The sequence below is a fragment of the Bacillus sp. FSL W8-1202 genome, from assembly GCF_038006165.1.
In the GTDB taxonomy this organism is placed as follows: Bacteria; Bacillota; Bacilli; order Bacillales; family Bacillaceae; genus Bacillus; species Bacillus subtilis.
In genome coordinates, this window is sequence record NZ_JBBOUR010000001.1 from 2,474,642 (window position 1) to 2,499,177 (window position 24,536).

Here is a 24,536-nt window from a genome sequence, read left to right on the forward strand (position 1 = left end):
GGAAATTGTGAAAAAGTGCGGAAAACGGTACACTTCATATTGTATATGAAAGGACTGAGTCGATGGAACAGATTGGATTGATTGGATATGGCAGCATGGCGGATATGATCGCCAGACAGCTGTTGAAACATGAACAAATAAAAGAGAATGAGCTATTTATTGAGACGAGAACGAAGGGGGAGCGGCTGCGGGCACTCATGTCAGATTATCCAAACGTATCGGCTGATCCGTTGGAGAATTGGGCAAATACGTGCCAATTGATTTTGATATGCGTCCCGCCGCTCCATGTCATCGAAACAATGCGCCGTCTGCACCCGTATGTGAACAGAAATACTCACATCGTATCCATAGCTGCCGGTGTGCCGCTGCGTCTTTTGGAGGCAGAAACAGAGGCGGGTATCTCACGTGTTATTCCTGCCATTACGTCCGAAGCAGAAGCTGGCATCTCACTTGTCGTTCACAGTGAAGCACTGGCTGCAGAGAAAAAAGAACGTCTGAATGAATTGTTATCGGTTTTCAGCCGTGTACGGGAAATCAAAGAATCGAATTTAGATGCGGCCAGCAATTTAACGAGCTCGGCACCGGGATTCATAGCCGCAATCTTTGAAGAACTGGCACTGTCTGCCGTCAGAAACAGCAGCCTGTCCAAAGAAGAAGCCTTTGATTTTCTGATTCATTCGCTATACGGAACTGGCAAGATGCTGATCGAAAAAAATATGTCTTTCGAGGAGACGCTGGAACGTGTCGCAACCAAAGGCGGAATAACGGGAGAGGGAGCTGAGGTGATACGCGCCTCTGTGCCAGACGTTTTTGATGAGGTGTTTGAAAGAACCCTGAAAAAATATGAACTGCTTACAGAACAGGTTGGTAAACAGACATGAATCCTTGAAAGAGGATTCTTTTTTTATTACTGAATGGTTGAGATTTTCCCCAGTTATATTGCATTTTCCCTCTTTTTTTAATATAATCTGTTAGAATATTCATAATTTAGTAAAAAAGGAGGAGCGTTATGAAATTGTACATGTCAGTAGATATGGAAGGTATTTCGGGTCTTCCGGACGATACCTTTGTGGATTCCGGCAAGCGGAATTATGAACGCGGACGGCTTATCATGACTGAAGAAGCAAACTACTGTATTGCTGAAGCGTTTAACAGCGGGTGTACCGAGGTGCTGGTCAATGACAGTCATTCGAAGATGAATAATCTGATGGTTGAAAAGCTTCACCCTGAAGCAGACTTGATTTCTGGTGACGTCAAACCATTTTCAATGGTGGAGGGACTGGATGATACGTTTACAGGCGCTTTGTTTCTCGGTTATCATGCGAGAGCCTCGACCCCCGGTGTCATGTCACACAGCATGATTTTCGGCGTCCGTCATTTTTACATAAACGATCGGCCTGTCGGTGAGCTTGGATTAAATGCATACGTTGCCGGTTATTATGGTGTCCCGGTATTAATGGTAGCCGGGGATGACCGGGCGGCAAAGGAAGCGGAAGAGCTTATCCCGAACGTGACAACAGCCGCAGTCAAACAAACCATTTCAAGATCCGCAGTGAAGTGCTTGTCCCCTGCGAAAGCCGGACGGCTGTTGACAGAAAAAACTGCGTTTGCCCTGCAAAACAAGGACAAAGTCAAGCCGCTCACACCGCCTGACAGGCCGGTTCTGAGCATTGAATTCGCCAATTATGGCCAAGCAGAATGGGCGAATCTGATGCCGGGAACGGAAATCAAGACGGGAACTACAACCGTTCAATTTCAGGCGAAGGACATGCTTGAAGCCTATCAGGCGATGCTTGTCATGACTGAGCTTGCGATGCGGACATCATTCTGCTAAAGGGGTGTTTTAGGCTTTGGCGCGATACATGATAAAGCGTTTTTGGGCAATGGCAGCTACGATTTTGGTGATTACCACCCTGACTTTTGTTCTCATGAAGGTCATTCCCGGATCTCCTTTTAACGAGGAGAGAGGCACAAATGAAGCCGTTCAAAAAAATCTCGAAGCCTACTATCACTTAGACGATCCTCTCATTTTCCAATACATTTTCTACTTAAAATCCATCATTACATTCGATTTCGGACCTTCAATTAAAAAACCGTCGGACAGTGTAAATGATATGCTGGAACGCGGATTTCCCGTTTCCTTTGAGCTTGGGATGACAGCGATTGTCATTGCTGTGATTTCTGGGCTGGTGCTGGGCGTAATTGCTGCACTCCGCCGCAATGGCTTTTTGGACTACGCCGCGATGAGTCTTGCAGTACTCGGCATCTCCATCCCGAATTTTATTCTGGCAACATTGCTCATTCAGCAATTTGCTGTCAATCTCAAACTATTTCCCGCTGCGACATGGACAAGCCCGATTCATATGGTGCTTCCGACCGCAGCGCTTGCTGTAGGGCCAATGGCGATCATTGCCAGGCTGACACGGTCGAGCATGGTCGAAGTTCTGACACAGGATTATATCCGCACAGCAAAAGCAAAAGGGCTTTCTCCATTCAAAATTATCGTAAAACACGCACTCAGAAATGCACTCATGCCCGTCATTACCGTCCTGGGCACACTCGTCGCCAGCATCTTAACAGGAAGCTTTGTCATTGAAAAAATCTTTGCCATTCCGGGAATGGGAAAATATTTTGTTGAAAGCATTAATCAGCGGGACTATCCCGTGATTATGGGAACGACCGTTTTTTACAGCGTCATTCTGATTATCATGCTGTTTTTGGTCGATTTGGCCTACGGTCTCTTAGACCCGCGCATTAAACTGCATAAGAAAGGGTGAAGCGTGTGAATCTCCCTGTACAAACGGATGAACGCCAGCCAGAACAGCACAATCAGGTGCCTGATGAGTGGTTTGTCTCGAATCAGGAAAAAAATCGGGAAGCAGATTCGGTCAAGCGGCCGAGTTTGTCATACACGCAGGATGCCTGGAGGAGGCTGAAAAAAAATAAATTAGCGATGGCCGGACTCTTTATTCTTTTATTTCTTTTTGTCATGGCAGTTATCGGGCCCTTTTTATCGCCTCATAGTGTCGTACGCCAATCACTGACAGAACAAAATCTTCCGCCCTCAGCCGATCATTGGTTCGGCACCGATGAACTCGGCCGGGATGTGTTTACCCGAACATGGTATGGCGCGAGAATCTCGTTGTTTGTCGGCGTGATGGCAGCACTGATTGATTTTTTGATTGGTGTCATTTACGGAGGCGTTGCCGGCTATAAAGGCGGCAGGATTGACAGCATTATGATGAGGATTATCGAAGTGCTGTACGGACTGCCGTACCTGCTTGTTGTCATTTTGCTGATGGTGCTCATGGGACCGGGACTGGGCACGATTATTGTGGCGCTGACTGTGACCGGGTGGGTCGGCATGGCGAGAATTGTAAGAGGCCAGGTGCTTCAGATTAAAAATTATGAATATGTACTCGCCTCGAAAACCTTTGGCGCGAAAACCTTTCGCATCATCCGGAAGAATTTGCTGCCGAATACTATGGGAGCGATCATCGTACAAATGACATTAACCGTACCTGCCGCCATATTCGCAGAATCATTTTTAAGCTTTCTCGGCCTCGGCATACAGGCTCCGTTTGCAAGTTGGGGCGTGATGGCGAATGACGGCCTGCCCACGATTTTATCTGGGCATTGGTGGCGCCTGTTTTTTCCGGCCTTTTTCATATCTCTGACGATGTACGCGTTTAATGTGCTGGGGGACGGATTGCAGGATGCGCTTGACCCTAAGCTGAGGAGGTAGCTGTATGGAAAAAGTTCTGTCAGTCCAAAATCTGCACGTGTCTTTTACGACTTACGGCGGGACGGTTCAGGCGGTCAGAGGGGTGAGCTTTGATTTGTATAAAGGAGAAACCTTTGCGATCGTCGGCGAATCCGGCTGCGGCAAAAGCGTTACCTCCCAAAGCATCATGGGCCTGCTTCCGCCTTATTCGGCGAAGGTGACAGACGGCAGCATTCTATTTAAAAACAAAGACCTTTGCCGTCTCTCTGACAAAGAAATGAGAGGTATAAGGGGAGCCGACATTTCTATGATTTTTCAAGACCCGATGACGGCGTTAAACCCTACGCTGACTGTCGGCGACCAGCTGGGGGAAGCGCTATTGCGCCACAAAAAAATGAGCAAAAAAGCGGCACGGAAAGAGGTGCTTTCCATGCTGTCATTGGTTGGTATTCCAGATCCCGAAGAGCGCCTAAAGCAATATCCCCACCAATTCAGCGGCGGCATGAGACAGCGGATTGTCATTGCGATGGCGCTGATTTGCGAGCCTGACATCTTAATTGCGGATGAACCGACCACCGCCCTGGATGTAACCATTCAGGCACAGATTTTAGAGCTGTTTAAAGAGATTCAGAGAAAAACGAATGTGTCTGTCATCCTGATTACACATGATTTAGGGGTCGTTGCCCAGGTAGCTGACAGAGTCGCAGTCATGTATGCCGGGAAAATGGCGGAAATCGGCACGAGAAAAGATATTTTTTATCAGCCGCAGCACCCTTATACAAAAGGACTGCTGGGTTCTGTCCCGCGGCTGGATTTAGATGGCGCTGAGCTGATCCCAATCGACGGAACGCCGCCGGATTTATTTTCGCCTCCGCCGGGCTGCCCGTTTGCCGCCCGCTGTCCGAACAGGATGGTTGTGTGTGACAGGGTGTACCCGGGCCAGACGATCAGATCTGACTCGCACACCGTCAACTGCTGGCTGCAGGATCAACGAGCAGAGCATGCAGTGCTGTCAGGAGATGCGAAGGATTGAACATGAAAAGGAGGAAGAGGATGAAACGAGTGAAAAAGCTATGGGGCATGGGTCTTGCATTAGGACTTTCGTTTGCGCTGATGGGGTGCACAGCAAATGAACAGGCCGGAAAAGAAGGCAGTCATGATAAGGCAAAAACCAGCGGAGAAAAGGTGCTGTATGTAAATAATGAAAATGAACCGACTTCATTCGATCCGCCGATCGGCTTTAATAATGTGTCATGGCAGCCGTTAAATAACATCATGGAGGGGCTGACGCGTCTTGGCAAAGATCATGAGCCTGAGCCGGCAATGGCGGAGAAATGGTCTGTTTCGAAAGATAATAAAACTTACACATTTACAATTCGGGAAAATGCGAAATGGACAAACGGAGATCCTGTAACAGCCGGAGACTTCGAATACGCGTGGAAGCGAATGCTTGATCCGAAAAAAGGCGCTTCATCAGCATTCCTAGGTTATTTTATTGAAGGCGGCGAAGCATATAACAGCGGGAAAGGGAAAAAAGACGATGTGAAGGTGACGGCAAAGGATGATCGAACCCTTGACGTTACACTGGAAGCACCGCAAAAATATTTTCTGAGCGTTGTGTCCAATCCTGCGTATTTTCCGGTAAATGAAAAGGTCGATAAAGACAATCCAAAGTGGTTTGCTGAGGCGGATACATTTGTCGGAAACGGCCCGTTTAAGCTGACGGAATGGAAGCATGATGACAGCATCACTATGGAGAAAAGCGACACGTATTGGGATAAAGATACCGTGAAGCTTGATAAGGTGAAATGGGCGATGGTCAGTGACAGAAATACAGATTATCAGATGTTTCAATCAGGGGAACTTGATACCGCTTATGTCCCTGCAGAGTTAAGCGACCAGCTGATGGATCAGGATAACGTCAATATTGTTGACCAGGCGGGTCTCTATTTCTATCGATTTAATGTCAACATGGAGCCATTCCAAAATGAAAACATCAGAAAAGCCTTTGCGATGGCTGTGGATCAAGAGGAAATTGTAAAGTACGTCACGAAAAATAATGAAAAACCGGCGCGCGCCTTTGTATCGCCTGGGTTTACGCAGCCTGACGGCAAAGATTTCCGTGAAGCAGGCGGAGACTTGATCAAGCCTAACGAAAGCAAAGCGAAGCAGCTGCTCGAAAAGGGCATGAAGGAAGAAAACTATAATAAGCTTCCTGCGATCACGCTTACTTACAGTACAAAGCCGGAGCATAAAAAGATTGCCGAAGCTATTCAGCAAAAATTGAAAAATAGCCTTGGAGTCGATGTAAAGCTGGCCAATATGGAATGGAACGTATTTTTAGAGGATCAAAAAGCGCTGAAATTCCAATTCTCTCAAAGCTCATTTTTGCCTGATTACGCGGACCCTATCAGTTTTCTGGAAGCCTTTCAAACGGGTAATTCGATGAACCGCACAGGCTGGGCCAATAAAGAATACGATCAGCTGATCAAACAGGCGAAAAATGAAGCCGATGAAAAAACACGGTTCTCTCTTATGCATCAAGCTGAAGAGCTGCTCATCAATGAAGCGCCGATCATCCCGGTTTATTTTTATAATCAGGTTCACCTGCAAAATGAACAAGTAAAGGGAATTGTCCGTCACCCTGTCGGCTATATCGATTTAAAATGGGCAGATAAAAACTGATGGCGGTGATTGAAGAAATACTGCTTCTTTATGCGAAGGAGCGGTATTTTTTCTCTTTCTTGCACGTATACGTAGGGTGCAGAGCAAATGAAAGGAGTGTTTTCGTTGAATTACAAGCCGAAAGCGCTGAACAAGGGTGATACAGTCGGAGTGATCGCGCCCGCAAGTCCGCCGGATCAAAAAAAGCTTGACACCGCGCTTTTATTTTTAGAAGAGCTCGGTCTTCAGGTGAAGCTGGGCAAGGCGCTGAAAAACCAGCACGGCTATTTAGCGGGACAGGATGATGAGCGGCTGGCGGATCTCCATGAGATGTTCAGAGACGAGGAGGTAAAAGCAGTGTTGTGCGCATGCGGGGGTTTTGGGACAGGACGTATCGCCGCGGGCATTGATTTCAGCTTGATCCGCAAACACCCTAAAATCTTTTGGGGGTACAGCGATATTACGTTTTTACATACTGCCATTCATCAAAACACAGGTCTTGTCACTTTCCATGGCCCGATGCTCAGCACGGATATTGGCCTTGACGACGTTCACCCGCTGACAAAAGCGTCATATAAGCAGCTCTTCCAGGAGACGGAATTCACCTATACAGAAGAGCTTTCTCCGCTGACCGCGCTTGTTCCTGGAAAAGCGGAAGGCGAGCTTGTCGGGGGAAATCTGTCTTTGCTGACGTCTACACTGGGCACGCCATTTGAAATTGATACGAGAGGAAAGCTTCTGTTTATTGAAGATATTGACGAGGAGCCTTATCAAATCGACCGAATGCTGAATCAGCTGAAAATGGCGGGGAAGCTGACGGACGCGGCGGGAATTCTAGTTTGTGATTTTCACAATTGTGTCCCGGTGAAGCGAGAGAAGTCTCTCTCACTTGAGCAGGTGCTGGAAGACTATATTATTTCTGCGGGCAGGCCTGCTCTGAGAGGATTTAAAATCGGCCACTGCTCGCCAAGTATTGCCGTTCCGATCGGTGCGAAAGCTGCTATGAATACAGCAGAAAAAACAGTCGTAATAGAGGCAGGCGTTTCAGAAGGGGCGCTGAAGACATGAAAATCATTCGAATCGAAACAAGCCGAATCGCCGTTCCGCTGACAAAGCCGTTTAAAACCGCGCTTCGCACTGTGTATACGGCTGAATCAGTCATAGTAAGGATTACTTATGACAGCGGTGCAGTCGGATGGGGAGAAGCACCCCCGACGTTAGTGATTACAGGAGACAGCATGGATAGCATTGAAAGTGCCATTCACAATGTTTTAAAACCGGCATTGCTTGGAAAAAGCCTGTCCGGCTGTGAGGCCATTCTGCACGACATCCAGCATCTTCTTACAGGAAATATGAGCGCGAAGGCTGCTGTAGAAATGGCGCTATACGACGGCTGGGCGCAGATGTGCGGGCTGCCGCTTTATCAAATGCTTGGCGGATATCGAGATACGCTGGAAACAGATTATACCGTCAGTGTCAACTCACCTGAAGAGATGGCAGCTGATGCCGAGAATTATCTCAAACAAGGCTTTCAAACGCTGAAAATAAAGGTCGGAAAAGATGATATTGCAACAGATATCGCCCGTATCCAGGAAATCAGAAAACGTGTCGGATCAGCTGTGAAACTGCGTTTAGACGCTAATCAGGGGTGGAGGCCGAAGGAAGCGGTAACTGCCATTCGGAAAATGGAGGATGCGGGCCTAGGCATTGAGCTTGTCGAGCAGCCTGTCCATAAAGATGATCTCGCTGGGCTTAAAAAGGTGACAGATGCAACAGATACGCCGATTATGGCTGATGAAAGTGTTTTTACACCGCGCCAGGCGTTCGAAGTTCTGCAAACCCGGAGCGCAGACTTGATCAATATTAAATTGATGAAAGCGGGCGGCATCAGCGGAGCAGAGAAAATTAATGCCATGGCGGAGGCCTGCGGGGTGGAGTGTATGGTCGGCAGCATGATCGAAACGAAGCTGGGCATTACGGCCGCGGCGCATTTTGCGGCAAGCAAGAGAAACATCACACGCTTTGATTTTGACGCGCCGCTGATGCTGAAAACAGATGTATTCAAAGGCGGCATAACATATAGCGGCAGCACGGTTTCGATGCCTGGCAAACCGGGCCTCGGAATCACCGGGGCTGCGCTTTTGAAAGGGGAAAAAGAGCAATGATGCACACTGTCATATCAGCAGTGGCCAACATCTGGACAGCGCCTGATTCACCGCGTCCGTCTGATCAATTCATGCTTCAACCGACTGTAAGGATCAGAGACTGGCTGGAGCGCATGACGTATGATGAACGGCTTGGATTATGTACAGACAATGTAATCCAAACTCAGGTTCTCTTTGGCGAAAAGGTACTTGTGACAGCGGAACAGGAGGAATGGGTTTCTGTGATCGTGCCTAGCCAGCCATCCCGAAAGGATCCGCGCGGATACCCAGGCTGGATGAAAAAGAACCAGCTGGAAAAAACAAAGCCCATCCATACACAACACGATGTGATGATCAGCAAACCTGCTGCCTTTTTGTACAAAAGCAATGGAGAAAAGGAGATCGAATTGAGCTTTTTGACAGTTCTCCCCCTTATTGCAGAAGAAAAAGGATATTTTAAGGTTTCGACCGTTTTGGGAGAAAGGTTTGTGAAGCAAAGTGATGCAGTGCCTGTCAGCCAACAGAAAGGGACTGCTGAAGACATCATTCAAACGGGTGCGTTTTTCCTTGGCCTTCCCTACCTGTGGGGAGGGATCAGCGGGTTTGGGTTTGATTGCTCCGGATTTATGTACAGTATATTTAAGGCAAATGGATATAGCATCCCCCGTGATGCGGGAGATCAGGCTAAGGCGGGGAAGGGTGTCCCGCTTGATGATATGAAAGCCGGTGACCTGCTGTTTTTTGCTTATGAGGAAGGAAAAGGAGCGATTCATCACGTCGGTCTGTATGTAGGCGGCGGGAAAATGCTTCATTCTCCAAAGACAGGAAAATCAATCGAAATCCTTACATTAAAAGACACAATCTATGAAAAAGAACTTTGTGCGGTGCGCCGCTGTTTTTCAGAATAAGGAGGGAGACAAATGACGCCACTGCCTTTGTTAGAGGTCAGCCAGCTAAAAATGCATTTTGACGCAGGGAAAAAGCGGACAGTCAAAGCCGTCGACGGGGTCACCTTTCAGATTCGTGAAGGAGAAACGTTCGGGCTAGTCGGGGAATCAGGGTGCGGGAAATCAACCTTGGGGAGAGTGCTGATGCGCCTCTATCAGCCAACAGAAGGAAGTGTGATATACAGAGGCACAAATCTTCATGCGCTGAGTGAAAAAGAGCAGTTTGCCTTCAACCGCAAACTGCAGATGATTTTTCAGGACCCCTATGCTTCACTTAATCCGCGCATGACCGTTCGAGAAATTATTTTGGAGCCGATGGAGATTCACAATCTCTACAATACTCATAAAGCGCGGCTTCTCGTCGTGGACGAGCTGCTTGAGGCAGTTGGGCTTCATCCCGATTTTGGCAGCCGTTATCCGCATGAATTCAGCGGCGGGCAAAGGCAAAGAATCGGGATTGCGAGAGCACTGTCGCTGAATCCTGAATTTATCGTGGCGGACGAACCGATTTCTGCACTTGATGTCTCTGTTCAAGCGCAGGTGGTCAACCTGCTGAAGCGGCTTCAAAAAGAGAAAGGGCTTACGTTTTTATTCATTGCCCATGATCTTTCGATGGTGAAGCATATCAGTGACAGGATCGGTGTTATGTACTTAGGGCACATGATGGAAATTACAGAGAGCGGCACCTTGTATCGTGAACCGCTCCATCCCTATACAAAGGCGCTTTTGTCCTCGATTCCGATTCCAGATCCTGAATTGGAGGACAAGCGTGAGCGTATTCTCTTAAAAGGAGAGCTGCCGAGCCCGGTCAATCCGCCAAGCGGCTGCGTGTTTCGGACCCGCTGTCCTGAGGCGATGCCTGAATGTGGAGAATCTCGTCCCCAGCTTCAAGAAATCGAACCCGGCCGTTTTGTCGCTTGCCATTTGTATCGAAATGCTGAAACGAAGGAAAAAGTGAGATAAATAAAAAGAGTGGCTCCTTTTTACTAGAGCCACTCCATTTGTTTTATACTTGATGTAAAAACTTTACACAAACCGGGTAAGGGACAGAAACCGTTGATGGGAGGAGTGTCAATCGGCCGGTTTCTTTGTCTCTTTCAAACAAGACAAGGTTGCCTGTTTCTTCATTTGAAGCAACGAGGAACCCTTCCGTTGGGTCAAGTACAAAGTCACGAGGCCAGTTTCCTTCTGTCGACACTCTTTCTACGAAAGCCAGCTCTCCTGAATATTGATTCACTTCAAATACGGCGATACTGTCATGGCCGCGGTTTGCGACATAAACAAAACGTCCGTCCTGCGTGACATGAATTGCGCTTCCCTGGCTGTTATCTGTAAAATCATCAGGGATGGCAGAAACGACTTGGATTTCTCTAAATTCGCCGGCTGTCGGGTTGTATTCAAGCGCAATCACTTCATTGCTTAATTCTGTCATGACATAAGCGTATTTTTCTTTCGGATGAAAAGCGATATGGCGAGGTCCTGCACCGGGAGCGAAGGAATGGCTTCCGGATTCAGTCAATACGCCGTCTTTCAGCTTATAGGTGTACAGCTTATCTATACCTAAATCAACCGCTACCACATAATTGTGTTCAGGTGTGAACCCCGCGTAGTGTGTATGCGGTTTTTCTTGTCTTTCGTGCGGCCCTTTTCCTGTGTGAGCGGCCTCTGAAACAGGTGATTGCAAGCTGCCGTCTTCCTGAACCGGAAAAACGTGTACCTTCCCGCTGTGATAATTGGCAGTCAGTACGAATTGATTTTGATCATCAACGCTTACGTGGCATGGCGAAGGGCCATCAATTAACTGATGATTCAGAAATGTCAATTCGCCGCTGTTTTTATCGATTTGATAGGCAGCAACTCCGCCTTGGCCGTCTGCTTTTTCGATGGAATAAAGGATGGTGTTGTTTTTATTCGGCGCCACATATGTCGGGTTGCCCAGCTTAGCGGCCAGCTTTGGCTCGCTGAGTGCTTTTTTCTCAGTATCAAGCTCAAATGAATAAATTCCTTCGCTTCCGCCTTTTGTATATGTTCCCACATATCCTATGTATTTTGTCATGCGATTTCCCCCTTAAAAATGATGTCACCTCTATATTAACGTATCTTGATAAAATAAGCTGTTCAAAACATGAAAAAGGGGAAGATTCTTCATTCGCCTCGAATCAGCGGCATTGTGCAGCACCTGAAGGAGCCGCCTGATTTAATAATTTCTGACAGGTCAATTTCGATAATGTGATAGCCTCTTTTCGATAGCTGTTGATTGACATGGCGGTTGCCAGGGAGACTGATGATCGTTTTTTTTCCGATTGAAAGGACGTTGGTGCCAAGCGTAAATTGTTCGTCCTCGGGCACCTCAATAAGATCATAACGTTTTGCCAGCATATCGGCTGCATCTGGCTCAATGGCCTGTGGATAAATTAACGCTTCGCTTTCAGATATAATGTTAAATACGCAGTCCAAATGCAAAAATTTTTCATGAAGCTTCACTGGAACGATCGTATATTCAGGAAGTGCCTCTTCCAGCTGGCCGATAGCTGAAATGTCGGTGCGCTGGCTGATTCCGACATAGACAATGTCATCATCGATAATGACGTCTCCGCCTTCAATACTCGTATCAAGCATTCGGGTGTAAGAGATACCTTGGCTGTGAAAAAAATCTTTTATAACGGCTTCTTCTCCTTGGCGAATCGGTTCAGTCATGCTTGACAGAAAGGCTTTTTCTCCGATGACAAATCCTATGTCCCTAGTAAAAACCTGCTCTGGTAGCCCGTCGCGAACGGGCAAAAGGACGACCTCAACGTTGTGTGACCTAAGTGCCTCCACTAAGCGGCTGTGCTGGTCGTTAGCGGTTTTTACATGAATATTGTCATCTTCAAAATGTTTTTGTGTTTCGTTTATAACATCTTTTATGGTCATGTGCTCAGGTTTGCATAAGATCACTTTTTGAAGTGTGCCGTATTCCGTTCGGCATACCGTTTTGTGCTGAGATTTCGGGATGGATACGTCCATTTGTTTTTCCTCCTAAAGTGTGAAGAATACATTTATTATTCCCTCATCATGAAAATCATTAAACCATTTTAAATTTTAGACAAATGGAAGAGAATATTGTTTAATAGGAGAATATAAGTGCATTTAGCTAAAAGATCAGACATCAAAGGGGAGAAAGGTATGGAAACACCGGAAACAAGATTTTGTAAAGAGTCAAAGGTTGTGAAAACCAGCAGGGTGTTCCCGCTTGACACGAACAACCATAATACGCTGTTTGGCGGAAAATTAATGAGCTACATAGACGACATTGCCTCTATTTCAGCGGCGCGCCATTGCAGACGTGAAACGGTAACAGCTTCAATGGATTCTGTAGATTTTTTAAAGCCGATCGGGCAAAAGGATTCTGTCTGCCTAGAGTCCTATGTGACATGGGTCGGCACATCTTCCATGGAAGTATTTGTGAAAGTCATTAAAGAACATTTGATGACTGGCGAACGGGAACTCGCTGCCACATCCTTTTTGACATTTGTCGCATTAGATTCAAATGGCAAGCCGGTGCCTGTACCGAGAGTTGTACCGGAAACAGAAGAAGAAATCATGCTGCATAATACAGCTGTACAGCGTGCTAATGAACGTAAGAACCGCAAGAAACACAGCCAGGCGCTTGCAAATGCGCTCGGAACTGATAAGCCTTGGTGAACGTTAAACCCAAAACATAAGTTGTTTTGGGTTTTTTGTACTTTTCAATGGTGATTATTACAATGGTTAGTCCGTTTTTGCTAGGGGATTCTATAAAAAAGCAACAAATGTCATGTTAAATTGATAATTTTGTGACAAATTTATTAAAGATTCATTTTAGATATATCTTTTATTCGTAAGATCATGTATTTTAAAGATATATTTTAAATACATCTTTTCGAAAGGATTGTTTATAAAATGTTAGATAACAAAACAATCGACATTATTAAAAGCACTGTACCCGTATTGCAACAGCATGGAGAAACAATCACTGGCCGTTTTTACGATCGGATGTTTCAAGACCATCCAGAGCTTTTGAACATTTTTAATCAAACAAACCAAAAGAAAAAAACACAGCGAACTGCACTGGCAAATGCCGTTATTGCAGCTGCGGCAAACATTGACCAATTAGGAAACATCATTCCGGTTGTCAAACAAATCGGCCACAAGCACCGCAGTATCGGAATTAAGCCTGAGCACTACCCAATCGTCGGTAAATATTTGCTGATTGCGATTAAAGATGTATTGGGAGACGCTGCAACTCCTGACATTATGCAGGCATGGGAAAAAGCGTACGGAGTCATTGCTGACGCGTTCATCGGAATTGAAAAAGACATGTATGAACAGGCTGAAGAGCAAGCCGGCGGCTGGAAGGAGTATAAGCCATTCGTTATCGCAAAAAAAGAGCGGGAAAGCAAAGAAATTACATCCTTCTATTTGAAAACGGAAGACGGCAAGCCGTTACCTGAATTCCAAGCGGGGCAGTACATCAGCCTAAAAGTTCGGATTCCTGATTATGAATATACGCATATCCGCCAGTACAGTCTGTCTGATATGCCGGGAAAAGACTATTATCGAATTTCAGTGAAGAAAGATGGTGTCGTGTCTTCCTACTTACACGATGGGCTGCAGGAGGGAGCTTCAATAGAGATCAGCGCGCCGGCAGGGGACTTTGTTTTAGATCATGCATCACAAAAAGATCTCGTTTTGATCAGTGCCGGAGTTGGCATTACACCAATGATCAGCATGCTGAAAACATCTGTTTCCAAACAGCCTGAACGGCAAATTCTGTTCATTCATGCGGCGAAAAACAGTGAATATCATGCATTGCGCCATGAAGTAGAAGAAGCAGCAAAACATTCTGCTGTTAAAACAGCATTTGTGTATCGCGAGCCGACAGAGGAAGACCGTGCAGGTGATCTGCATTTTCATGAAGGACAGATTGATCAGCAATTCCTCAAAGAACTGATTGCCAACACAGATGCGGATTACTATATTTGCGGTTCACCGTCGTTTATTACGGCAATGCATAAGCTTGTATCAGAGCTCGGATCAGCGCCGGAGTCTATCCATTACGAGCTATTCGGTCCGCAATTAAGTTTGGCGCAGTCCGTTTGAACACATACATGAAACTCTTCTCCTTTCAGAGAAGAGTTTTTTATTGAGATATAAGTAGGTAGACAAACGCCGGTTTCTACATCCGGACAATCACAGACCCGCCGCCATTTGTGCATACACGGTTTTGCTGTTCTTGCATTGTTCTCAGCAATTCATTGTTTACCTCAATCGCTCTAATTAGTTGCTCCATCCTTAGCTCCAAACCGGCCAGCCTGTCGATTGTTTGCTGCTGGTAGCCCGTGGGTTGGGAAGCCAATGGCAGCTCAAAGGGCCAAAGGGTATTCGACTTCTGATTTTTCATATTGCGTATTGCGCCTCCAATCGGTGTCACTTTCTATTATGTTATGTTCAGGCGAGGTGCACGTTCGCCTATTTAGACACTGATGCATAGAGGGCCTGCCAAGGGGCACAATAGGCTCAATATGACCAGCGGATGGAGGTAAAGATCGGTGTTATGGATGATATGGGTATTTTTACTGAAGCCAGTTATCGTATTTTCGATTGCATATATTTTATTTCGGCTTGCCGGTAAAAAAGCTGTGTCACAAATGAACAATTTTGATCTGCTTTTGACCTTCGCAATCGGAACCATTATCAGTGAGCCGATCCTTACATCCAAGCTGCCGATGTCAATTTATTATGCGGGTGCTTTTTTGGTGCTTTATCTTATCATGAGCAAGCTCTCTTTATCTAATAAATGGCGATGGCTCCTAGTCGTGAGCCCGACTGTCCTTATCCGGAACGGGGATATTGATGAACGCGGCCTTCGTAAAGAAAGGCTGACTGTTAATGAACTGCTCGGAAAGCTGAGGGAAAAGGGCTATGCCGACCCGGCTGACATTGATCTTGCTATCATTGAAGAAACGGGAGAAGTAAGCGTCATCCCGAAAGAGGAAGCGAGAGCGGTACAGGTGCGGGATTTGAATATGGAAGCTGAACGGAATTTTATCCCGATTCCGCTCATACTGGATGGCGAAATCCTTGATCATAATTTGAAATATCTCCAAAAAAACCGATCCTGGCTGTTTGAGAAGCTTGAGGAAAAAGGGTACAGCCCCAAACTGCTGTCTTCGATCACCTTAGGCACGATGAATGCGCGAGGTGATATATCCCTTGATTTAAATACCTCTAATGACCCGCAGCATGATCCTTACTTATATAAACCGGGAAATAACAACTAAGATGGCTCTCTCTTGTAATGAGAGCTTTTTTCTTTTTTAAAGGGAATTTTTGTTTGGTGTCAAATGTACCTGTTAGGAGGGGAACTGAACATGAAGGACTTATCCATAAGAAACGACATGGCGCCAACGGTCAGTCTGCTGTATTCCGCAGTGGAAGAAAACAGTCTCCGTCTGGCTTCTATCGTAAGCCATATGACACACAGTGAACTTTACTATAAGGGGCGCTGCCAAACAAAAAACAGCACGGCTCAGCTTTTGCACCATATCACAAATGTTGATATCAGATGGGTCTGGCGTATCAAGGAAAATCGGATACCGAACCATATTGAACAGGCATACGGCCCGATGACGGATGAAAGCGGACGGCTGCCTGAACCGGTGAATCAGCCAGGCTTAGATGAACTTCTGAAAAGACATCAGCATGTAGTAGACGAGCTGAAATCGGTATGCTTCACTTTAACTGAAAATGCTTTGAACCAGCCGCTTTCTTTCGAAGGTGACACCGCGACGATACGATGGGGAATTTGGCATATGGCAGATCATAACCGCTATCATCAGGCACATATTGAAGCTCTCAAAAAAGAATGGAAGCAGGATGTGGCGAAGTATGAACGCTAAAACGAAGCTTGTGACCGATCGAATTCGTTTGCGCTGTATGGAAGATCGGGATCAAGCCAATTTGTTTGGGCTGCTTTTTAATGATCCTGACGTCATGAAATATTATTCCGGTTTAAAAGATAAGAGGCAAACCCGCGAGTGGATCAATTGGAACCAACGAAATGAAAAAGGGTACGGCGTTAGTCTGTGGATCGCCGAAGATAAGCGGACAGGGGAGTTTTTGGGGCAATGCGGCATCGTTCCCCAGCAGATCGAAAATCAAACCGTAATGGAAATTGGCTATATGTTTGCCCGCCGCCACTGGGGGAATGGCTATGCGCAAGAAGCGGCTCGGGCCTGTCTGGACTATGGCTTTAACGAGCGGCAGTTCGGCAAAATGGCGGCTTTGATTGATCCGGGTAACAAAGCGTCCATACGGGTAGCGGAGAAAATCGGCATGCATTACAGCAAAACGATCAGAAAATGGAATAAACAGATCGCGGTATATGAAAGAAAATCTTACAATTGAAAGATAGAGCTGAGTTTAGTATCATGATATCATGTAAAGTTTTCTAGGGTTCCGCATGTCAATTGACATGGACTGGTCCGAGAGAAAACACATACGCGTAAATAGAAGCGCGTATGCACACGGAGGGAAAAAAGCCCGGGAGAGTCAATCTCATGTGAGACGACTGTCCGGGGTTTTTTTGTTTTCGGAGAATCCTAATAGATAGAAAGGAATGACTCAAAATGAAATGGGGATTGGTCGTGCTTGCCGCTGTTTTCGAGGTTGTTTGGGTGATAGGCTTAAAGCACGCTGACTCAGCCTTAACATGGAGCGGCACTGCCATCGGCATCATATTCAGCTTTTACCTTCTAATAAAGGCGACTCACATTCTGCCTGTTGGTACCGTGTATGCCGTCTTTACCGGGCTCGGCACAGCGGGAACAGTACTTAGTGAAATCGTTCTGTTTCATGAACCGATTGGATGGCCGAAGCTATTGTTAATTGGCGTGCTCTTAATCGGTGTAATCGGGTTGAAGCTTGTGACACAGGATGAGACAGAGGAAAAAGGAGGCGAGGCATAATGCTGCACTGGATCAGTTTACTGTGCGCGGGCTGTTTAGAAATGGCCGGCGTGGCCCTTATGAATCAATATGCGAAAGAAAAAAGCGTGAAATGGGTGCTGTTGATCATTGTTGGTTTTGCCGCTTCATTTTCCTTGCTGTCGTACGCAATGGAAACCATTCCGATGGGAACGGCTTACGCGGTCTGGACAGGAATTGGCACCGCTGGCGGGGCGCTTGTCGGCATCCTCTTTTACAAGGAGCAGAAAGACGCCAAACGGATCTTCTTTATCGCGTTGATTTTATGCTCAGCGGTTGGTTTAAAAATTCTGTCATAAATTGATTTTTATCAAATCTTCAGTATAATGGATAAATAGTTTAGACTTACAAAGATAAGAGGGATTATTCATGAAATCATATATGACTCAGCGGTTGGACGAATACCGTGACGGAAATGAGGATAAAGGGCGGCTCTTGGTCAGCTGCCCCGATCAGCCGGGTATCGTCTCTGCAGTTTCTGCGTTTTTATTTGAACACGATGCCAATATTATAGAATCAAATCAATATACGACAGACCCTGAAGGCGGCCGGTTCTTCCTGAGAATCGAATTCGACTGCGCGGGCATTCGTGAGAAAAAAGCATCTCTTCAGGCGGCGTTTGCCTCTGTAGCGGAAAAATTCGACATGACATGGAGCTTAACTTTGGCAAGTGAATTGAAGCGTGTCGCCATTTTTGTTTCAAAGGAGCTTCATTGCCTGCATGAGCTGATTTGGGAATGGCAAACCGGCAACCTGATGGCGGAGATCGCTGTTGTCATCAGTAACCATGAGGAAGCGAGAGAGCTGGTTGAGCGCCTGAACATTCCATTCCACTATATGAAAGCGAACAAAGACATCAGAGCGGAAGTCGAAAAGAAGCAGCTTGAACTGCTGGAGCAGTACGATGTTGATGTCATCGTGCTTGCACGCTATATGCAGATTCTAACTCCTGATTTTGTTTCGGCTCATCCGAATCGCATCATCAATATCCACCATTCATTTCTGCCTGCTTTTATCGGTGCGAATCCGTACAAACGGGCTTACGAGCGCGGCGTGAAACTGATCGGTGCGACATCTCACTATGTGACAAACGATCTTGATGAAGGACCGATCATTGAACAGGATATTGAGCGTGTGGACCACCGCGATAATGCGGAAGCGCTGAAAAACATCGGAAGAACAATTGAGCGCAGCGTGCTTGCCCGTGCTGTGAAATGGCATTTGGAAGACCGTGTCATCGTTCATGAAAATAAAACAATCGTCTTTAACTAGACTGAAAGAGGCCCGCGCAAAGCGGGCTATTTTTGATGACAAAAAACCTTGACAAGTGTCTTTTTTCTTTGCATAATATAAAAAAATCATTGAGCGTTGAAGAGGATTAGTAAGCAGATCTTTCTGTGACAGAGAGCAAAATGAATCGCTGAAACATTTTGCCGCATGAAACCTGCCGAACCTGCCTTGGAGTCCTAGGGGGAAAACCTAGGCGCATAACCTGGCGTTACAGGAGAGCGGAGCGTGCACAAGCGCGTTCAATCAAGGTGGTACCACGGAAACCCATTTCGTCCTTATGAATCAGGATGAAATGGGTTTTTTTATTGTAGAAGAGCCGCGGAGGAGAATAAATGAAAAAACAAAGAATAGTAGTGAAAATAGGAAGCAGTTCGCTCACAAATAGCAAAGGAAGCATTGATGAGGCAAAAATCAGAGAGCATGTTCAGGCGATTTCCGTGTTAAAAAAAGCGGGGCATGAAATGATTCTGATTACCTCGGGTGCCGTAGCGGCGGGGTTTTCCAGCCTCGGATATCCGTCCCGTCCCGTTACCATCAAAGGAAAACAGGCGGCGGCCGCGGTCGGACAAACACTGTTAATGCAGCAATATATGAATCAATTTAAACAATACTCACTGACTCCGGGACAAATCCTTTTAACGAGAAATGATTTTTCGAAAAGAGAACGGTATCGAAACGCGTATGCTACGATAATGGAATTATTGGAACGCGGCGTCATTCCGATTATCAACGAGAACGATTCTACATCTGTTGAAGAATTGACATTCGGAGATAATGATATGCTTTCTGCGTTAGTCAGCGGATTGATTCACGCGGACCAGCTCATGATTCTCACCGACATTAACGGACTGTATGATGCCAATCCAAATGAAAATCCTGAGGCGAAACGATTTGATTATTTGCCGGAGATCACGCCTGAATTGCTTGGATATGCAGGTTCAGCCGGATCAAAGGTCGGAACCGGCGGAATGAAATCAAAGCTGTTAGCCGCACAAACCGCGCTGTCTCTGGGAGTGAAAGTATTCATTGGAACTGGCAGCGGAGAGCAAAAACTTGCGGACATTTTGGACGGCAGGGGAGACGGCACTTATATCGGAGACAAAGAACTATCTTCGGTTAACAACACAAGGCAGTGGATTCAGTTCCACTCGCCGATATCGGGAGAAATTATCATTGATGCGGGTGCCGAGGAGGCGATGATCCATAATGGAAGCAGCCTTTTGCCCGCTGGCGTTGTGGGTGTGAACGGAAGCTTTCCGAAAGGGGCGGTTGTGGAAGTCAGGGGACCGGGCGGCGTGATCGGCAAAGGCCAAACCCATTACTCCTCTGAGGAGATTATGGAGGCCAAGGGCAAACGCAGTGACGAACTTGATTTTGAGAAAACGTTTGAGGTTATTCATAGGAATGACTGGGTCAATGTAAAAGACTAGGAGGCGGAAAAATGAGTGAAGTTTCTGTAAAAGCGAAGCTTGCGAAAGAAGCAGCAGCCGAAATGATCATGAAAACAACAGCCGAGAAGGATGAGGCGCTCAGCCTCATTGCAAACGGACTCCGCAAAGAACTGGATTTTCTCTTGGCGGAGAATGCAAAAGACATTGTGAACGGAAAAGAGAATGGTTTAACACCGGACATCATTGACCGTCTCACATTGGATGAGAAACGTATACGCGATATCGCGGACGCGGTGGAGCTCTTAATCGACTTAGCGGACCCAATCGGCGACTCTCTTGAAACGATTGAAAAAGAAAACGGCCTGTTTATTGAAAAAATCCGTGTGCCGCTCGGTGTCGTAGGAATGATTTATGAGGCGAGGCCAAACGTCACAGTTGATGCGGCTACCCTTTGCCTGAAGACAGGGAACGCGGTTGTGCTGCGGGGAAGCTCCTCAGCCATCCACAGCAACAAAGCGCTCGTCAGTGTCATTCACAGAGCACTTGAGCAATCAGCGCTTCCGATTCACGCTGTGCAGCTGATTGAGGATACGAGCAGAGAGACAGCAAAAGAGCTCTTTACGTTAAATGATGGTTTAGACGTATTGATTCCGCGCGGAGGCAAGAAACTGATTGATCTCGTTGTGAGAGAATCAACAGTTCCTGTATTAGAAACGGGAGCAGGAAACTGCCACATATTCATTGACGAAACAGCCAAACCGCAAATGGCAGAAAAGGTTGTCGTAAATGCCAAAACGCAACGCCCTTCCGTATGCAACGCGATTGAATCATTGCTGATTCACAAGGCTTGGGCAAGACAGCACGGGAAAGAATTGCTGGACCAGCTGGAAAACGCGGGAGTTGAAATTCGCGGTGATGAATTGGTATGTGAACTCCATCCTTCAAGCAAACAAGCATCAAAAGAAGATTGGGAAACCGAATTTTTAGCGCCTGTCCTCAGCGTAAAGACGGTTGAAAACGTCCAAGAAGCTGTGAAGCATATCCAACAATACGGCACCAATCATTCGGAAGCGATTTTAACTGAAAATGACAAAAACGCGGTATATTTTCAAACGGCTGTCGATGCTGCCGCTGTCTATCATAACGCGTCAACCCGTTTTACCGACGGCTTTGAATTCGGCTACGGAGCCGAAATCGGCATCAGCACGCAAAAGCTTCATGCAAGAGGACCGATGGGGCTTCCTGCACTGACTTCTACAAAATACATCATTAAAGGAACTGGGCAAATCCGTGAATAGCAGGGCAATGTTCAATGAAAAAGCTTATCTCGTTACGAGATAAGCTTTTTTATACGTAAAAAAATTGACATGACAAATTTAATTGTGTACAATTTAATTGTATAAAATATATTGGGGGAATGAAAAATGAGTCAGCCATTATTTACAGCAACTGTTTCAGCGGTAGGAGGAAGAGAAGGAAAGGTCATTTCATCAGACCGCGTTCTTGAGCTTGATGTCGCAATGCCGGGGACACCGAGAGCCAAGAAATTAGAAAAAGCGACAAATCCAGAGCAGCTGTTTGCAGCAGGTTATGCAGCTTGCTTTGACAGCGCCCTGCAGCTTGTCGCAAGAACAGAACGGGTAAAAGTAGAGACAGAGGTTACAGCGAATGTTAGCCTGTTAAAGGATGAAGCGGACCAGGGCTATAAGCTGGGTGTGACGCTGCAAGTAAAAGGAGAAGGAGTCAGTGCATCAGAATTGGAGGCGCTTGTGAAAAAAGCGCACGGCGTCTGCCCGTACTCAAAAGCAACCTCCGGAAATATTGATGTGACACTTGAAGTTGCTGAATAAATAAAAAGAGGATGCCTGTACAAGGCATCCTCAATTTTTTTGATGAAGTGTTTCCAGCAATGTATATAGAGCGGATTTTAACTGTTTGAGATCCTCCCCAGACTGCTTTGAGAGCCCCAGAATTGTCTCTGGAATGTCAACCGCTTTTTCTTTTAATAATGTTCCGTCCTCTGTCAGGCTGATCAACACAGACCGCTCATCCTCTTCAGATCTTTTTCTCGTAATCAAACCCTGTTGTTCCATTCGTTTAAGCATCGGAGTGAGCGTCCCTGAATCTAAATACAGCTGTTCGCCCATTTTTTTGACAGTAAGCGTTTCATGTTCCCATAACAATAGCAAAGCCAAATATTGAGGGTATGTTATATTCAGCTTATCAAGCAGCGGCTTGTATTGCTTTGTCATTTCCCGCGAACTCGCATATAGCAAAAAACAAAGCTGATTCTCCAATTTCATATGATCAAATTTATTTTCCATTTTGTTCACCAACTCTTTTTTGTCATTCGATTCTATTGTATCTGAAAAACCTCACTTTTCCTATTCTCGGCAAACATAGCATGTTTAAAAAGATCAGAAAGGGAAATATAACAACTAGATACAAATAAGGAGGTTGGGAAATATGGCACTATTTACAGCAAAAGTAACCGCGCGAGGCGGACGGGCAGGACATATTACATCAGATGACGGTGTTCTTGATTTTGATATTGTCATGCCAAATGCCAAAAAAGAAGGACAAACCGGCACAAATCCGGAACAGCTCTTTGCGGCAGGTTATGCTGCATGCTTCGGCGGCGCGCTCGAACACGTAGCCAAAGAGCAGAATATCGAAATTGATTCGGAGATTGAAGGGCAGGTCAGCCTCATGAAGGATGAGAGCGACGGCGGGTTTAAAATCGGTGTCACACTTGTTGTGAACACGAAAGATTTAGATCGGGAAAAGGCACAAGAGCTTGTCAACGCCGCTCATGAATTCTGTCCTTACTCAAAGGCAACCAGAGGAAATGTTGATGTAAAACTAGAATTAAAATAATGACCGGCATCCTGAGTGTTCTCAGGATGTTTTTTTGGTGTCGGAGCATGCGGGGCGGGCACAGATTTTTGATAAAACGTCAGAGAAGCGTTTGAAGCATGCCTTTAAACCAAAAGTTACAGATGAAGGGAGCGGCTGGCTCGGTGTCTGCCAAGCTGAATTCCGGCGCGCATGATTGCTGTTTTGTATTTGCACAGAGCATAGCGCTACTTGGAGAAATAACAAGGATCAGGCCGCGCATGCCTGATCCTTTTAATATTCTTTCTTATTGGCGAAGTTCCGCCATGCTTGAAACGGGGATAAATGCTCTGTTAGTGTCACTTGATAAAAGGGGATCGTTCTTTCTTCAGCAGGTTTATCAATTTCTTTATAAATGAATGAATCATCAAACCCGGCTTCGGCAGCGTCTGTGTGCTCAGCTGCATAGAAAACGGCTTTAGGCCGGGCCCAGTAGATGGCGCCCAAGCACATTGGACATGGTTCACAGCTCGTATACAAAATGCAGTCATCAAGCTGGTATGCTCCTAGCACCTTACAGGCTTTCCGAATAGCAGTGACTTCCGCGTGGGCAGTCGGATCATTGCTTGTTGTGACGTTGTTCTGTCCTTCTGCAATAATGGCTCCGTCTTTCACGATAACGGCTCCAAAAGGCCCGCCGATTCCTGCATTCACTCCTTCACATGCGAGAGTGACAGCCCGTTTTAAGAACGTTTCATGATTCATCCCAATCCCTCCTGTCAATAGAGTGTTATTAGTATAGCCGAAAAGAATGCAAAGAACATTTTTAAAAAAGTGCAAAATAAACAAAGTATTTGGGAGATTTGCTAAGATAAGAGGAGAAAAGAGGAGGGGTAATGATGCTGCATTTATATATTGCCAGGCACGGACAGACCCAATGGAACGTGGAAAAACGGATGCAGGGCTGGCTGGATTCTGATTTAACAGAACTTGGACTGTATAACGCCCGCGCTCTTGGGGAGCGTCTGAAGGATATTGAATTGAATCAGGTATACATCAGCCCGAGCAAGCGGACAGAAGAGACAGCAAAAACCGTACTGGGATCGCGGAGGCTCCCGCTGGTTAAAGATCATATGTTCAGAGAAATGTCACTGGGCTCATGGGAAGGGAAAAAACAAGAAGATATTGAAAGGGACGAACCAGATCTTTTTCATGCTTATTTTCATTATCCCGAAGCTTATCGCCAGCAGGGATGTGAAACGTTTTTTGACTTTGAAAACCGGGTAAGGCTGGCTCTCCAAACTATTTTAGACAGCCATTCTTCCGGTAGTGTTCTCTTGGTTACCCATTCTGTCTTTATATTAATGCTGTTAAATATCATAAAGGGAAGACGCGTTCATGACATATGGAATTCTGCTTACATACATGATACATCATTGAGCCTTGTGGAATTTGATGAAAATGGAACAGCCAAAATATTAATAGAAGGGGACGGGAAGCATCGGAAACCGATTTCCGCTTTCTAATAGAAAAAA

The 24,536-nt window shown here is 46.1% G+C and carries 28 protein-coding genes, 1 pseudogene, 1 riboswitch and 1 other annotated feature; of the genes and pseudogenes, 24 read left to right on the forward strand and 5 right to left on the reverse strand.

Annotated features, from left to right (window positions below; translation table 11 throughout):
- Window positions 1-62: 62 nt before the first annotated feature.
- The 10 genes from proG (at window position 63) to NSQ09_RS12970 (ending at window position 10,442) form a co-directional block, all read left to right on the forward strand.
- Window positions 63-881: a pyrroline-5-carboxylate reductase ProG gene (gene proG / locus NSQ09_RS12925; protein ID WP_032721395.1), complete on the forward strand. Its 819-nt coding sequence runs from the start codon at window positions 63-65 to the stop codon at window positions 879-881.
- A 128-nt stretch (window positions 882-1,009) separates the two neighbouring features.
- On the forward strand, window positions 1,010-1,834 hold the full coding sequence (gene dppA / locus NSQ09_RS12930) for a D-aminopeptidase DppA (protein ID WP_029317684.1): 825 nt from the start codon (window positions 1,010-1,012) through the stop codon (window positions 1,832-1,834).
- A gap of 16 nt (window positions 1,835-1,850) precedes the next feature.
- Complete coding sequence (gene dppB / locus NSQ09_RS12935) at window positions 1,851-2,777, forward strand: dipeptide ABC transporter permease DppB (protein WP_003245446.1); 927 nt, start codon at window positions 1,851-1,853, stop codon at window positions 2,775-2,777.
- 5 nt (window positions 2,778-2,782) lie between these two features.
- Complete coding sequence (gene dppC, locus NSQ09_RS12940; protein ID WP_014476568.1) at window positions 2,783-3,745, forward strand: dipeptide ABC transporter permease DppC; 963 nt, start codon at window positions 2,783-2,785, stop codon at window positions 3,743-3,745.
- Between the two features lie 4 nt (window positions 3,746-3,749).
- Window positions 3,750-4,757, forward strand: a complete 1,008-nt coding sequence (gene dppD, locus NSQ09_RS12945; RefSeq protein WP_015252254.1) for a dipeptide ABC transporter ATP-binding subunit DppD — start codon at window positions 3,750-3,752, stop codon at window positions 4,755-4,757.
- A gap of 2 nt (window positions 4,758-4,759) precedes the next feature.
- A complete protein-coding gene (gene dppE / locus NSQ09_RS12950) occupies window positions 4,760-6,409 on the forward strand; it encodes a dipeptide ABC transporter substrate-binding protein DppE (RefSeq protein WP_341032514.1) in 1,650 nt (549 codons plus the stop codon).
- An 87-nt stretch (window positions 6,410-6,496) separates the two neighbouring features.
- Window positions 6,497-7,456: a S66 peptidase family protein gene (locus NSQ09_RS12955; protein ID WP_106073858.1), complete on the forward strand. Its 960-nt coding sequence runs from the start codon at window positions 6,497-6,499 to the stop codon at window positions 7,454-7,456.
- Window positions 7,453-8,553, forward strand: a complete 1,101-nt coding sequence (gene ykfB, locus NSQ09_RS12960) for an L-Ala-D/L-Glu epimerase (protein ID WP_038428839.1) — start codon at window positions 7,453-7,455, stop codon at window positions 8,551-8,553. The genes NSQ09_RS12955 and ykfB overlap by 4 nt, the downstream gene beginning before the upstream one ends.
- Window positions 8,550-9,440, forward strand: coding sequence for a gamma-D-glutamyl-L-lysine dipeptidyl-peptidase (gene eepC / locus NSQ09_RS12965; RefSeq protein ID WP_038428840.1), 891 nt, complete (start codon window positions 8,550-8,552; stop codon window positions 9,438-9,440). Before ykfB ends, eepC begins: the two co-directional genes overlap by 4 nt.
- 12 nt (window positions 9,441-9,452) lie before the next feature.
- Window positions 9,453-10,442, forward strand: coding sequence for an ABC transporter ATP-binding protein (locus NSQ09_RS12970; RefSeq protein ID WP_033884972.1), 990 nt, complete (start codon window positions 9,453-9,455; stop codon window positions 10,440-10,442).
- A 43-nt stretch (window positions 10,443-10,485) separates the two neighbouring features.
- On the opposite strand, the gene pgl is transcribed toward NSQ09_RS12970, so the two are convergent.
- Both pgl and NSQ09_RS12980 read right to left on the reverse strand, forming a co-directional pair.
- The gene (pgl, locus tag NSQ09_RS12975) at window positions 10,486-11,535 is read right to left on the reverse strand and encodes a 6-phosphogluconolactonase (protein WP_069703536.1); all 1,050 of its coding nucleotides are present in this window, start codon (window positions 11,533-11,535) and stop codon (window positions 10,486-10,488) included.
- 89 nt (window positions 11,536-11,624) lie between these two features.
- Window positions 11,625-12,485: a dimethylarginine dimethylaminohydrolase family protein gene (locus NSQ09_RS12980; RefSeq protein WP_038428842.1), complete on the reverse strand. Its 861-nt coding sequence runs from the start codon at window positions 12,483-12,485 to the stop codon at window positions 11,625-11,627.
- 159 nt (window positions 12,486-12,644) lie between these two features.
- On the opposite strand from NSQ09_RS12980, the gene NSQ09_RS12985 reads away from it, so the two are divergent.
- Together NSQ09_RS12985 and hmpA are read left to right on the forward strand one after the other, a co-directional pair.
- Window positions 12,645-13,163 carry an acyl-CoA thioesterase gene (locus NSQ09_RS12985; RefSeq protein WP_003232595.1) on the forward strand — a complete coding sequence of 173 codons (519 nt, stop codon included), beginning with the start codon at window positions 12,645-12,647 and terminating at the stop codon, window positions 13,161-13,163.
- A 237-nt stretch (window positions 13,164-13,400) separates the two neighbouring features.
- Window positions 13,401-14,600: an NO-inducible flavohemoprotein gene (hmpA, locus tag NSQ09_RS12990; RefSeq protein WP_041333830.1), complete on the forward strand. Its 1,200-nt coding sequence runs from the start codon at window positions 13,401-13,403 to the stop codon at window positions 14,598-14,600.
- Window positions 14,601-14,676: 76 nt separating this feature from the next.
- Here the strand turns inward: hmpA and NSQ09_RS12995 are convergent, their stop codons facing one another.
- Window positions 14,677-14,901 carry a hypothetical protein gene (locus NSQ09_RS12995; RefSeq protein ID WP_017695103.1) on the reverse strand — a complete coding sequence of 75 codons (225 nt, stop codon included), beginning with the start codon at window positions 14,899-14,901 and terminating at the stop codon, window positions 14,677-14,679.
- Window positions 14,902-15,049: 148 nt separating this feature from the next.
- Here NSQ09_RS12995 and NSQ09_RS13000 point away from each other — a divergent pair, with 148 nt between their 5' ends.
- The 9 genes from NSQ09_RS13000 (at window position 15,050) to NSQ09_RS13040 (ending at window position 22,016) form a co-directional block, all read left to right on the forward strand.
- Window positions 15,050-15,781, forward strand: a complete 732-nt coding sequence (locus NSQ09_RS13000) for a DUF421 domain-containing protein (protein WP_017695102.1) — start codon at window positions 15,050-15,052, stop codon at window positions 15,779-15,781.
- A gap of 90 nt (window positions 15,782-15,871) precedes the next feature.
- Complete coding sequence (locus tag NSQ09_RS13005; RefSeq protein WP_017695101.1) at window positions 15,872-16,399, forward strand: DinB family protein; 528 nt, start codon at window positions 15,872-15,874, stop codon at window positions 16,397-16,399.
- A complete protein-coding gene (locus NSQ09_RS13010) occupies window positions 16,389-16,907 on the forward strand; it encodes a GNAT family N-acetyltransferase (RefSeq protein ID WP_017695100.1) in 519 nt (172 codons plus the stop codon). Before NSQ09_RS13005 ends, NSQ09_RS13010 begins: the two co-directional genes overlap by 11 nt.
- A 32-nt stretch (window positions 16,908-16,939) precedes the next feature.
- Window positions 16,940-17,051: riboswitch (guanidine-I (ykkC/yxkD leader) on the forward strand.
- A gap of 77 nt (window positions 17,052-17,128) precedes the next feature.
- Window positions 17,129-17,467 carry a multidrug efflux SMR transporter subunit YkkC gene (gene ykkC / locus NSQ09_RS13015; RefSeq protein ID WP_017695099.1) on the forward strand — a complete coding sequence of 113 codons (339 nt, stop codon included), beginning with the start codon at window positions 17,129-17,131 and terminating at the stop codon, window positions 17,465-17,467.
- Complete coding sequence (gene ykkD / locus NSQ09_RS13020; RefSeq protein ID WP_014476583.1) at window positions 17,467-17,784, forward strand: multidrug efflux SMR transporter subunit YkkD; 318 nt, start codon at window positions 17,467-17,469, stop codon at window positions 17,782-17,784. Before ykkC ends, ykkD begins: the two co-directional genes overlap by 1 nt.
- A 70-nt stretch (window positions 17,785-17,854) precedes the next feature.
- On the forward strand, window positions 17,855-18,757 hold the full coding sequence (gene purU / locus NSQ09_RS13025) for a formyltetrahydrofolate deformylase (RefSeq protein ID WP_014479590.1): 903 nt from the start codon (window positions 17,855-17,857) through the stop codon (window positions 18,755-18,757).
- Between the two features lie 87 nt (window positions 18,758-18,844).
- Window positions 18,845-19,055, forward strand: a binding site (T-box leader).
- 52 nt (window positions 19,056-19,107) lie between these two features.
- Window positions 19,108-20,205: a glutamate 5-kinase gene (gene proB / locus NSQ09_RS13030; RefSeq protein ID WP_014479591.1), complete on the forward strand. Its 1,098-nt coding sequence runs from the start codon at window positions 19,108-19,110 to the stop codon at window positions 20,203-20,205.
- Window positions 20,206-20,216: 11 nt separating this feature from the next.
- A complete protein-coding gene (gene proA, locus NSQ09_RS13035; RefSeq protein WP_128422194.1) occupies window positions 20,217-21,464 on the forward strand; it encodes a glutamate-5-semialdehyde dehydrogenase in 1,248 nt (415 codons plus the stop codon).
- Window positions 21,465-21,590: 126 nt separating this feature from the next.
- Window positions 21,591-22,016, forward strand: a complete 426-nt coding sequence (locus tag NSQ09_RS13040; RefSeq protein WP_003232574.1) for an organic hydroperoxide resistance protein — start codon at window positions 21,591-21,593, stop codon at window positions 22,014-22,016.
- 30 nt (window positions 22,017-22,046) lie between these two features.
- Here NSQ09_RS13040 and ohrR read toward each other — a convergent pair whose 3' ends face one another.
- Window positions 22,047-22,490: an organic hydroperoxide resistance transcriptional regulator OhrR gene (ohrR, locus tag NSQ09_RS13045; protein ID WP_033884981.1), complete on the reverse strand. Its 444-nt coding sequence runs from the start codon at window positions 22,488-22,490 to the stop codon at window positions 22,047-22,049.
- A 142-nt stretch (window positions 22,491-22,632) separates the two neighbouring features.
- Here ohrR and NSQ09_RS13050 point away from each other — a divergent pair, with 142 nt between their 5' ends.
- Both NSQ09_RS13050 and NSQ09_RS13055 read left to right on the forward strand, forming a co-directional pair.
- Window positions 22,633-23,043 (forward strand): organic hydroperoxide resistance protein, encoded by a 411-nt coding sequence (locus NSQ09_RS13050; protein ID WP_003232570.1) that lies wholly within the window; start codon window positions 22,633-22,635, stop codon window positions 23,041-23,043.
- Window positions 23,044-23,058: 15 nt separating this feature from the next.
- A pseudogene (locus tag NSQ09_RS13055) lies at window positions 23,059-23,247 on the forward strand (hypothetical protein).
- A 48-nt stretch (window positions 23,248-23,295) separates the two neighbouring features.
- Here the strand turns inward: NSQ09_RS13055 and guaD are convergent.
- Window positions 23,296-23,766: a guanine deaminase gene (guaD, locus tag NSQ09_RS13060; protein WP_003245084.1), complete on the reverse strand. Its 471-nt coding sequence runs from the start codon at window positions 23,764-23,766 to the stop codon at window positions 23,296-23,298.
- A gap of 134 nt (window positions 23,767-23,900) precedes the next feature.
- Between guaD and NSQ09_RS13065 the strand changes: the two genes are divergently transcribed.
- Window positions 23,901-24,527 (forward strand): histidine phosphatase family protein, encoded by a 627-nt coding sequence (locus NSQ09_RS13065; protein ID WP_017695093.1) that lies wholly within the window; start codon window positions 23,901-23,903, stop codon window positions 24,525-24,527.
- The last annotated feature ends 9 nt before the right edge of the window (window positions 24,528-24,536 follow it).

Bases quoted from the DNA above. Each gene is read 5' to 3' on its own strand.
- proG (WP_032721395.1), top strand. From the start codon at position 63: ATGGAACAGATTGGATTGATTGGATATGGCAGCATGGCGGATATGATC.
- dppA (WP_029317684.1), top strand. From the start codon at position 1,010: ATGAAATTGTACATGTCAGTAGATATGGAAGGTATTTCGGGTCTTCCG.
- dppD (WP_015252254.1), top strand. From the start codon at position 3,750: ATGGAAAAAGTTCTGTCAGTCCAAAATCTGCACGTGTCTTTTACGACT.
- dppE (WP_341032514.1), top strand. From the start codon at position 4,760: ATGAAAAGGAGGAAGAGGATGAAACGAGTGAAAAAGCTATGGGGCATG.
- NSQ09_RS12955 (WP_106073858.1), top strand. From the start codon at position 6,497: ATGAAAGGAGTGTTTTCGTTGAATTACAAGCCGAAAGCGCTGAACAAG.
- ykfB (WP_038428839.1), top strand. From the start codon at position 7,453: ATGAAAATCATTCGAATCGAAACAAGCCGAATCGCCGTTCCGCTGACA.
- eepC (WP_038428840.1), top strand. From the start codon at position 8,550: ATGATGCACACTGTCATATCAGCAGTGGCCAACATCTGGACAGCGCCT.
- NSQ09_RS12970 (WP_033884972.1), top strand. From the start codon at position 9,453: ATGACGCCACTGCCTTTGTTAGAGGTCAGCCAGCTAAAAATGCATTTT.
- pgl (WP_069703536.1), bottom strand. From the start codon at position 11,535: ATGACAAAATACATAGGATATGTGGGAACATATACAAAAGGCGGAAGC.
- NSQ09_RS12980 (WP_038428842.1), bottom strand. From the start codon at position 12,485: ATGGACGTATCCATCCCGAAATCTCAGCACAAAACGGTATGCCGAACG.
- NSQ09_RS12985 (WP_003232595.1), top strand. From the start codon at position 12,645: ATGGAAACACCGGAAACAAGATTTTGTAAAGAGTCAAAGGTTGTGAAA.
- hmpA (WP_041333830.1), top strand. From the start codon at position 13,401: ATGTTAGATAACAAAACAATCGACATTATTAAAAGCACTGTACCCGTA.
- NSQ09_RS12995 (WP_017695103.1), bottom strand. From the start codon at position 14,901: ATGAAAAATCAGAAGTCGAATACCCTTTGGCCCTTTGAGCTGCCATTG.
- NSQ09_RS13005 (WP_017695101.1), top strand. From the start codon at position 15,872: ATGAAGGACTTATCCATAAGAAACGACATGGCGCCAACGGTCAGTCTG.
- NSQ09_RS13010 (WP_017695100.1), top strand. From the start codon at position 16,389: ATGAACGCTAAAACGAAGCTTGTGACCGATCGAATTCGTTTGCGCTGT.
- ykkC (WP_017695099.1), top strand. From the start codon at position 17,129: ATGAAATGGGGATTGGTCGTGCTTGCCGCTGTTTTCGAGGTTGTTTGG.
- ykkD (WP_014476583.1), top strand. From the start codon at position 17,467: ATGCTGCACTGGATCAGTTTACTGTGCGCGGGCTGTTTAGAAATGGCC.
- purU (WP_014479590.1), top strand. From the start codon at position 17,855: ATGAAATCATATATGACTCAGCGGTTGGACGAATACCGTGACGGAAAT.
- proB (WP_014479591.1), top strand. From the start codon at position 19,108: ATGAAAAAACAAAGAATAGTAGTGAAAATAGGAAGCAGTTCGCTCACA.
- proA (WP_128422194.1), top strand. From the start codon at position 20,217: ATGAGTGAAGTTTCTGTAAAAGCGAAGCTTGCGAAAGAAGCAGCAGCC.
- NSQ09_RS13040 (WP_003232574.1), top strand. From the start codon at position 21,591: ATGAGTCAGCCATTATTTACAGCAACTGTTTCAGCGGTAGGAGGAAGA.
- ohrR (WP_033884981.1), bottom strand. From the start codon at position 22,490: ATGGAAAATAAATTTGATCATATGAAATTGGAGAATCAGCTTTGTTTT.
- NSQ09_RS13050 (WP_003232570.1), top strand. From the start codon at position 22,633: ATGGCACTATTTACAGCAAAAGTAACCGCGCGAGGCGGACGGGCAGGA.
- guaD (WP_003245084.1), bottom strand. From the start codon at position 23,766: ATGAATCATGAAACGTTCTTAAAACGGGCTGTCACTCTCGCATGTGAA.
- NSQ09_RS13065 (WP_017695093.1), top strand. From the start codon at position 23,901: ATGCTGCATTTATATATTGCCAGGCACGGACAGACCCAATGGAACGTG.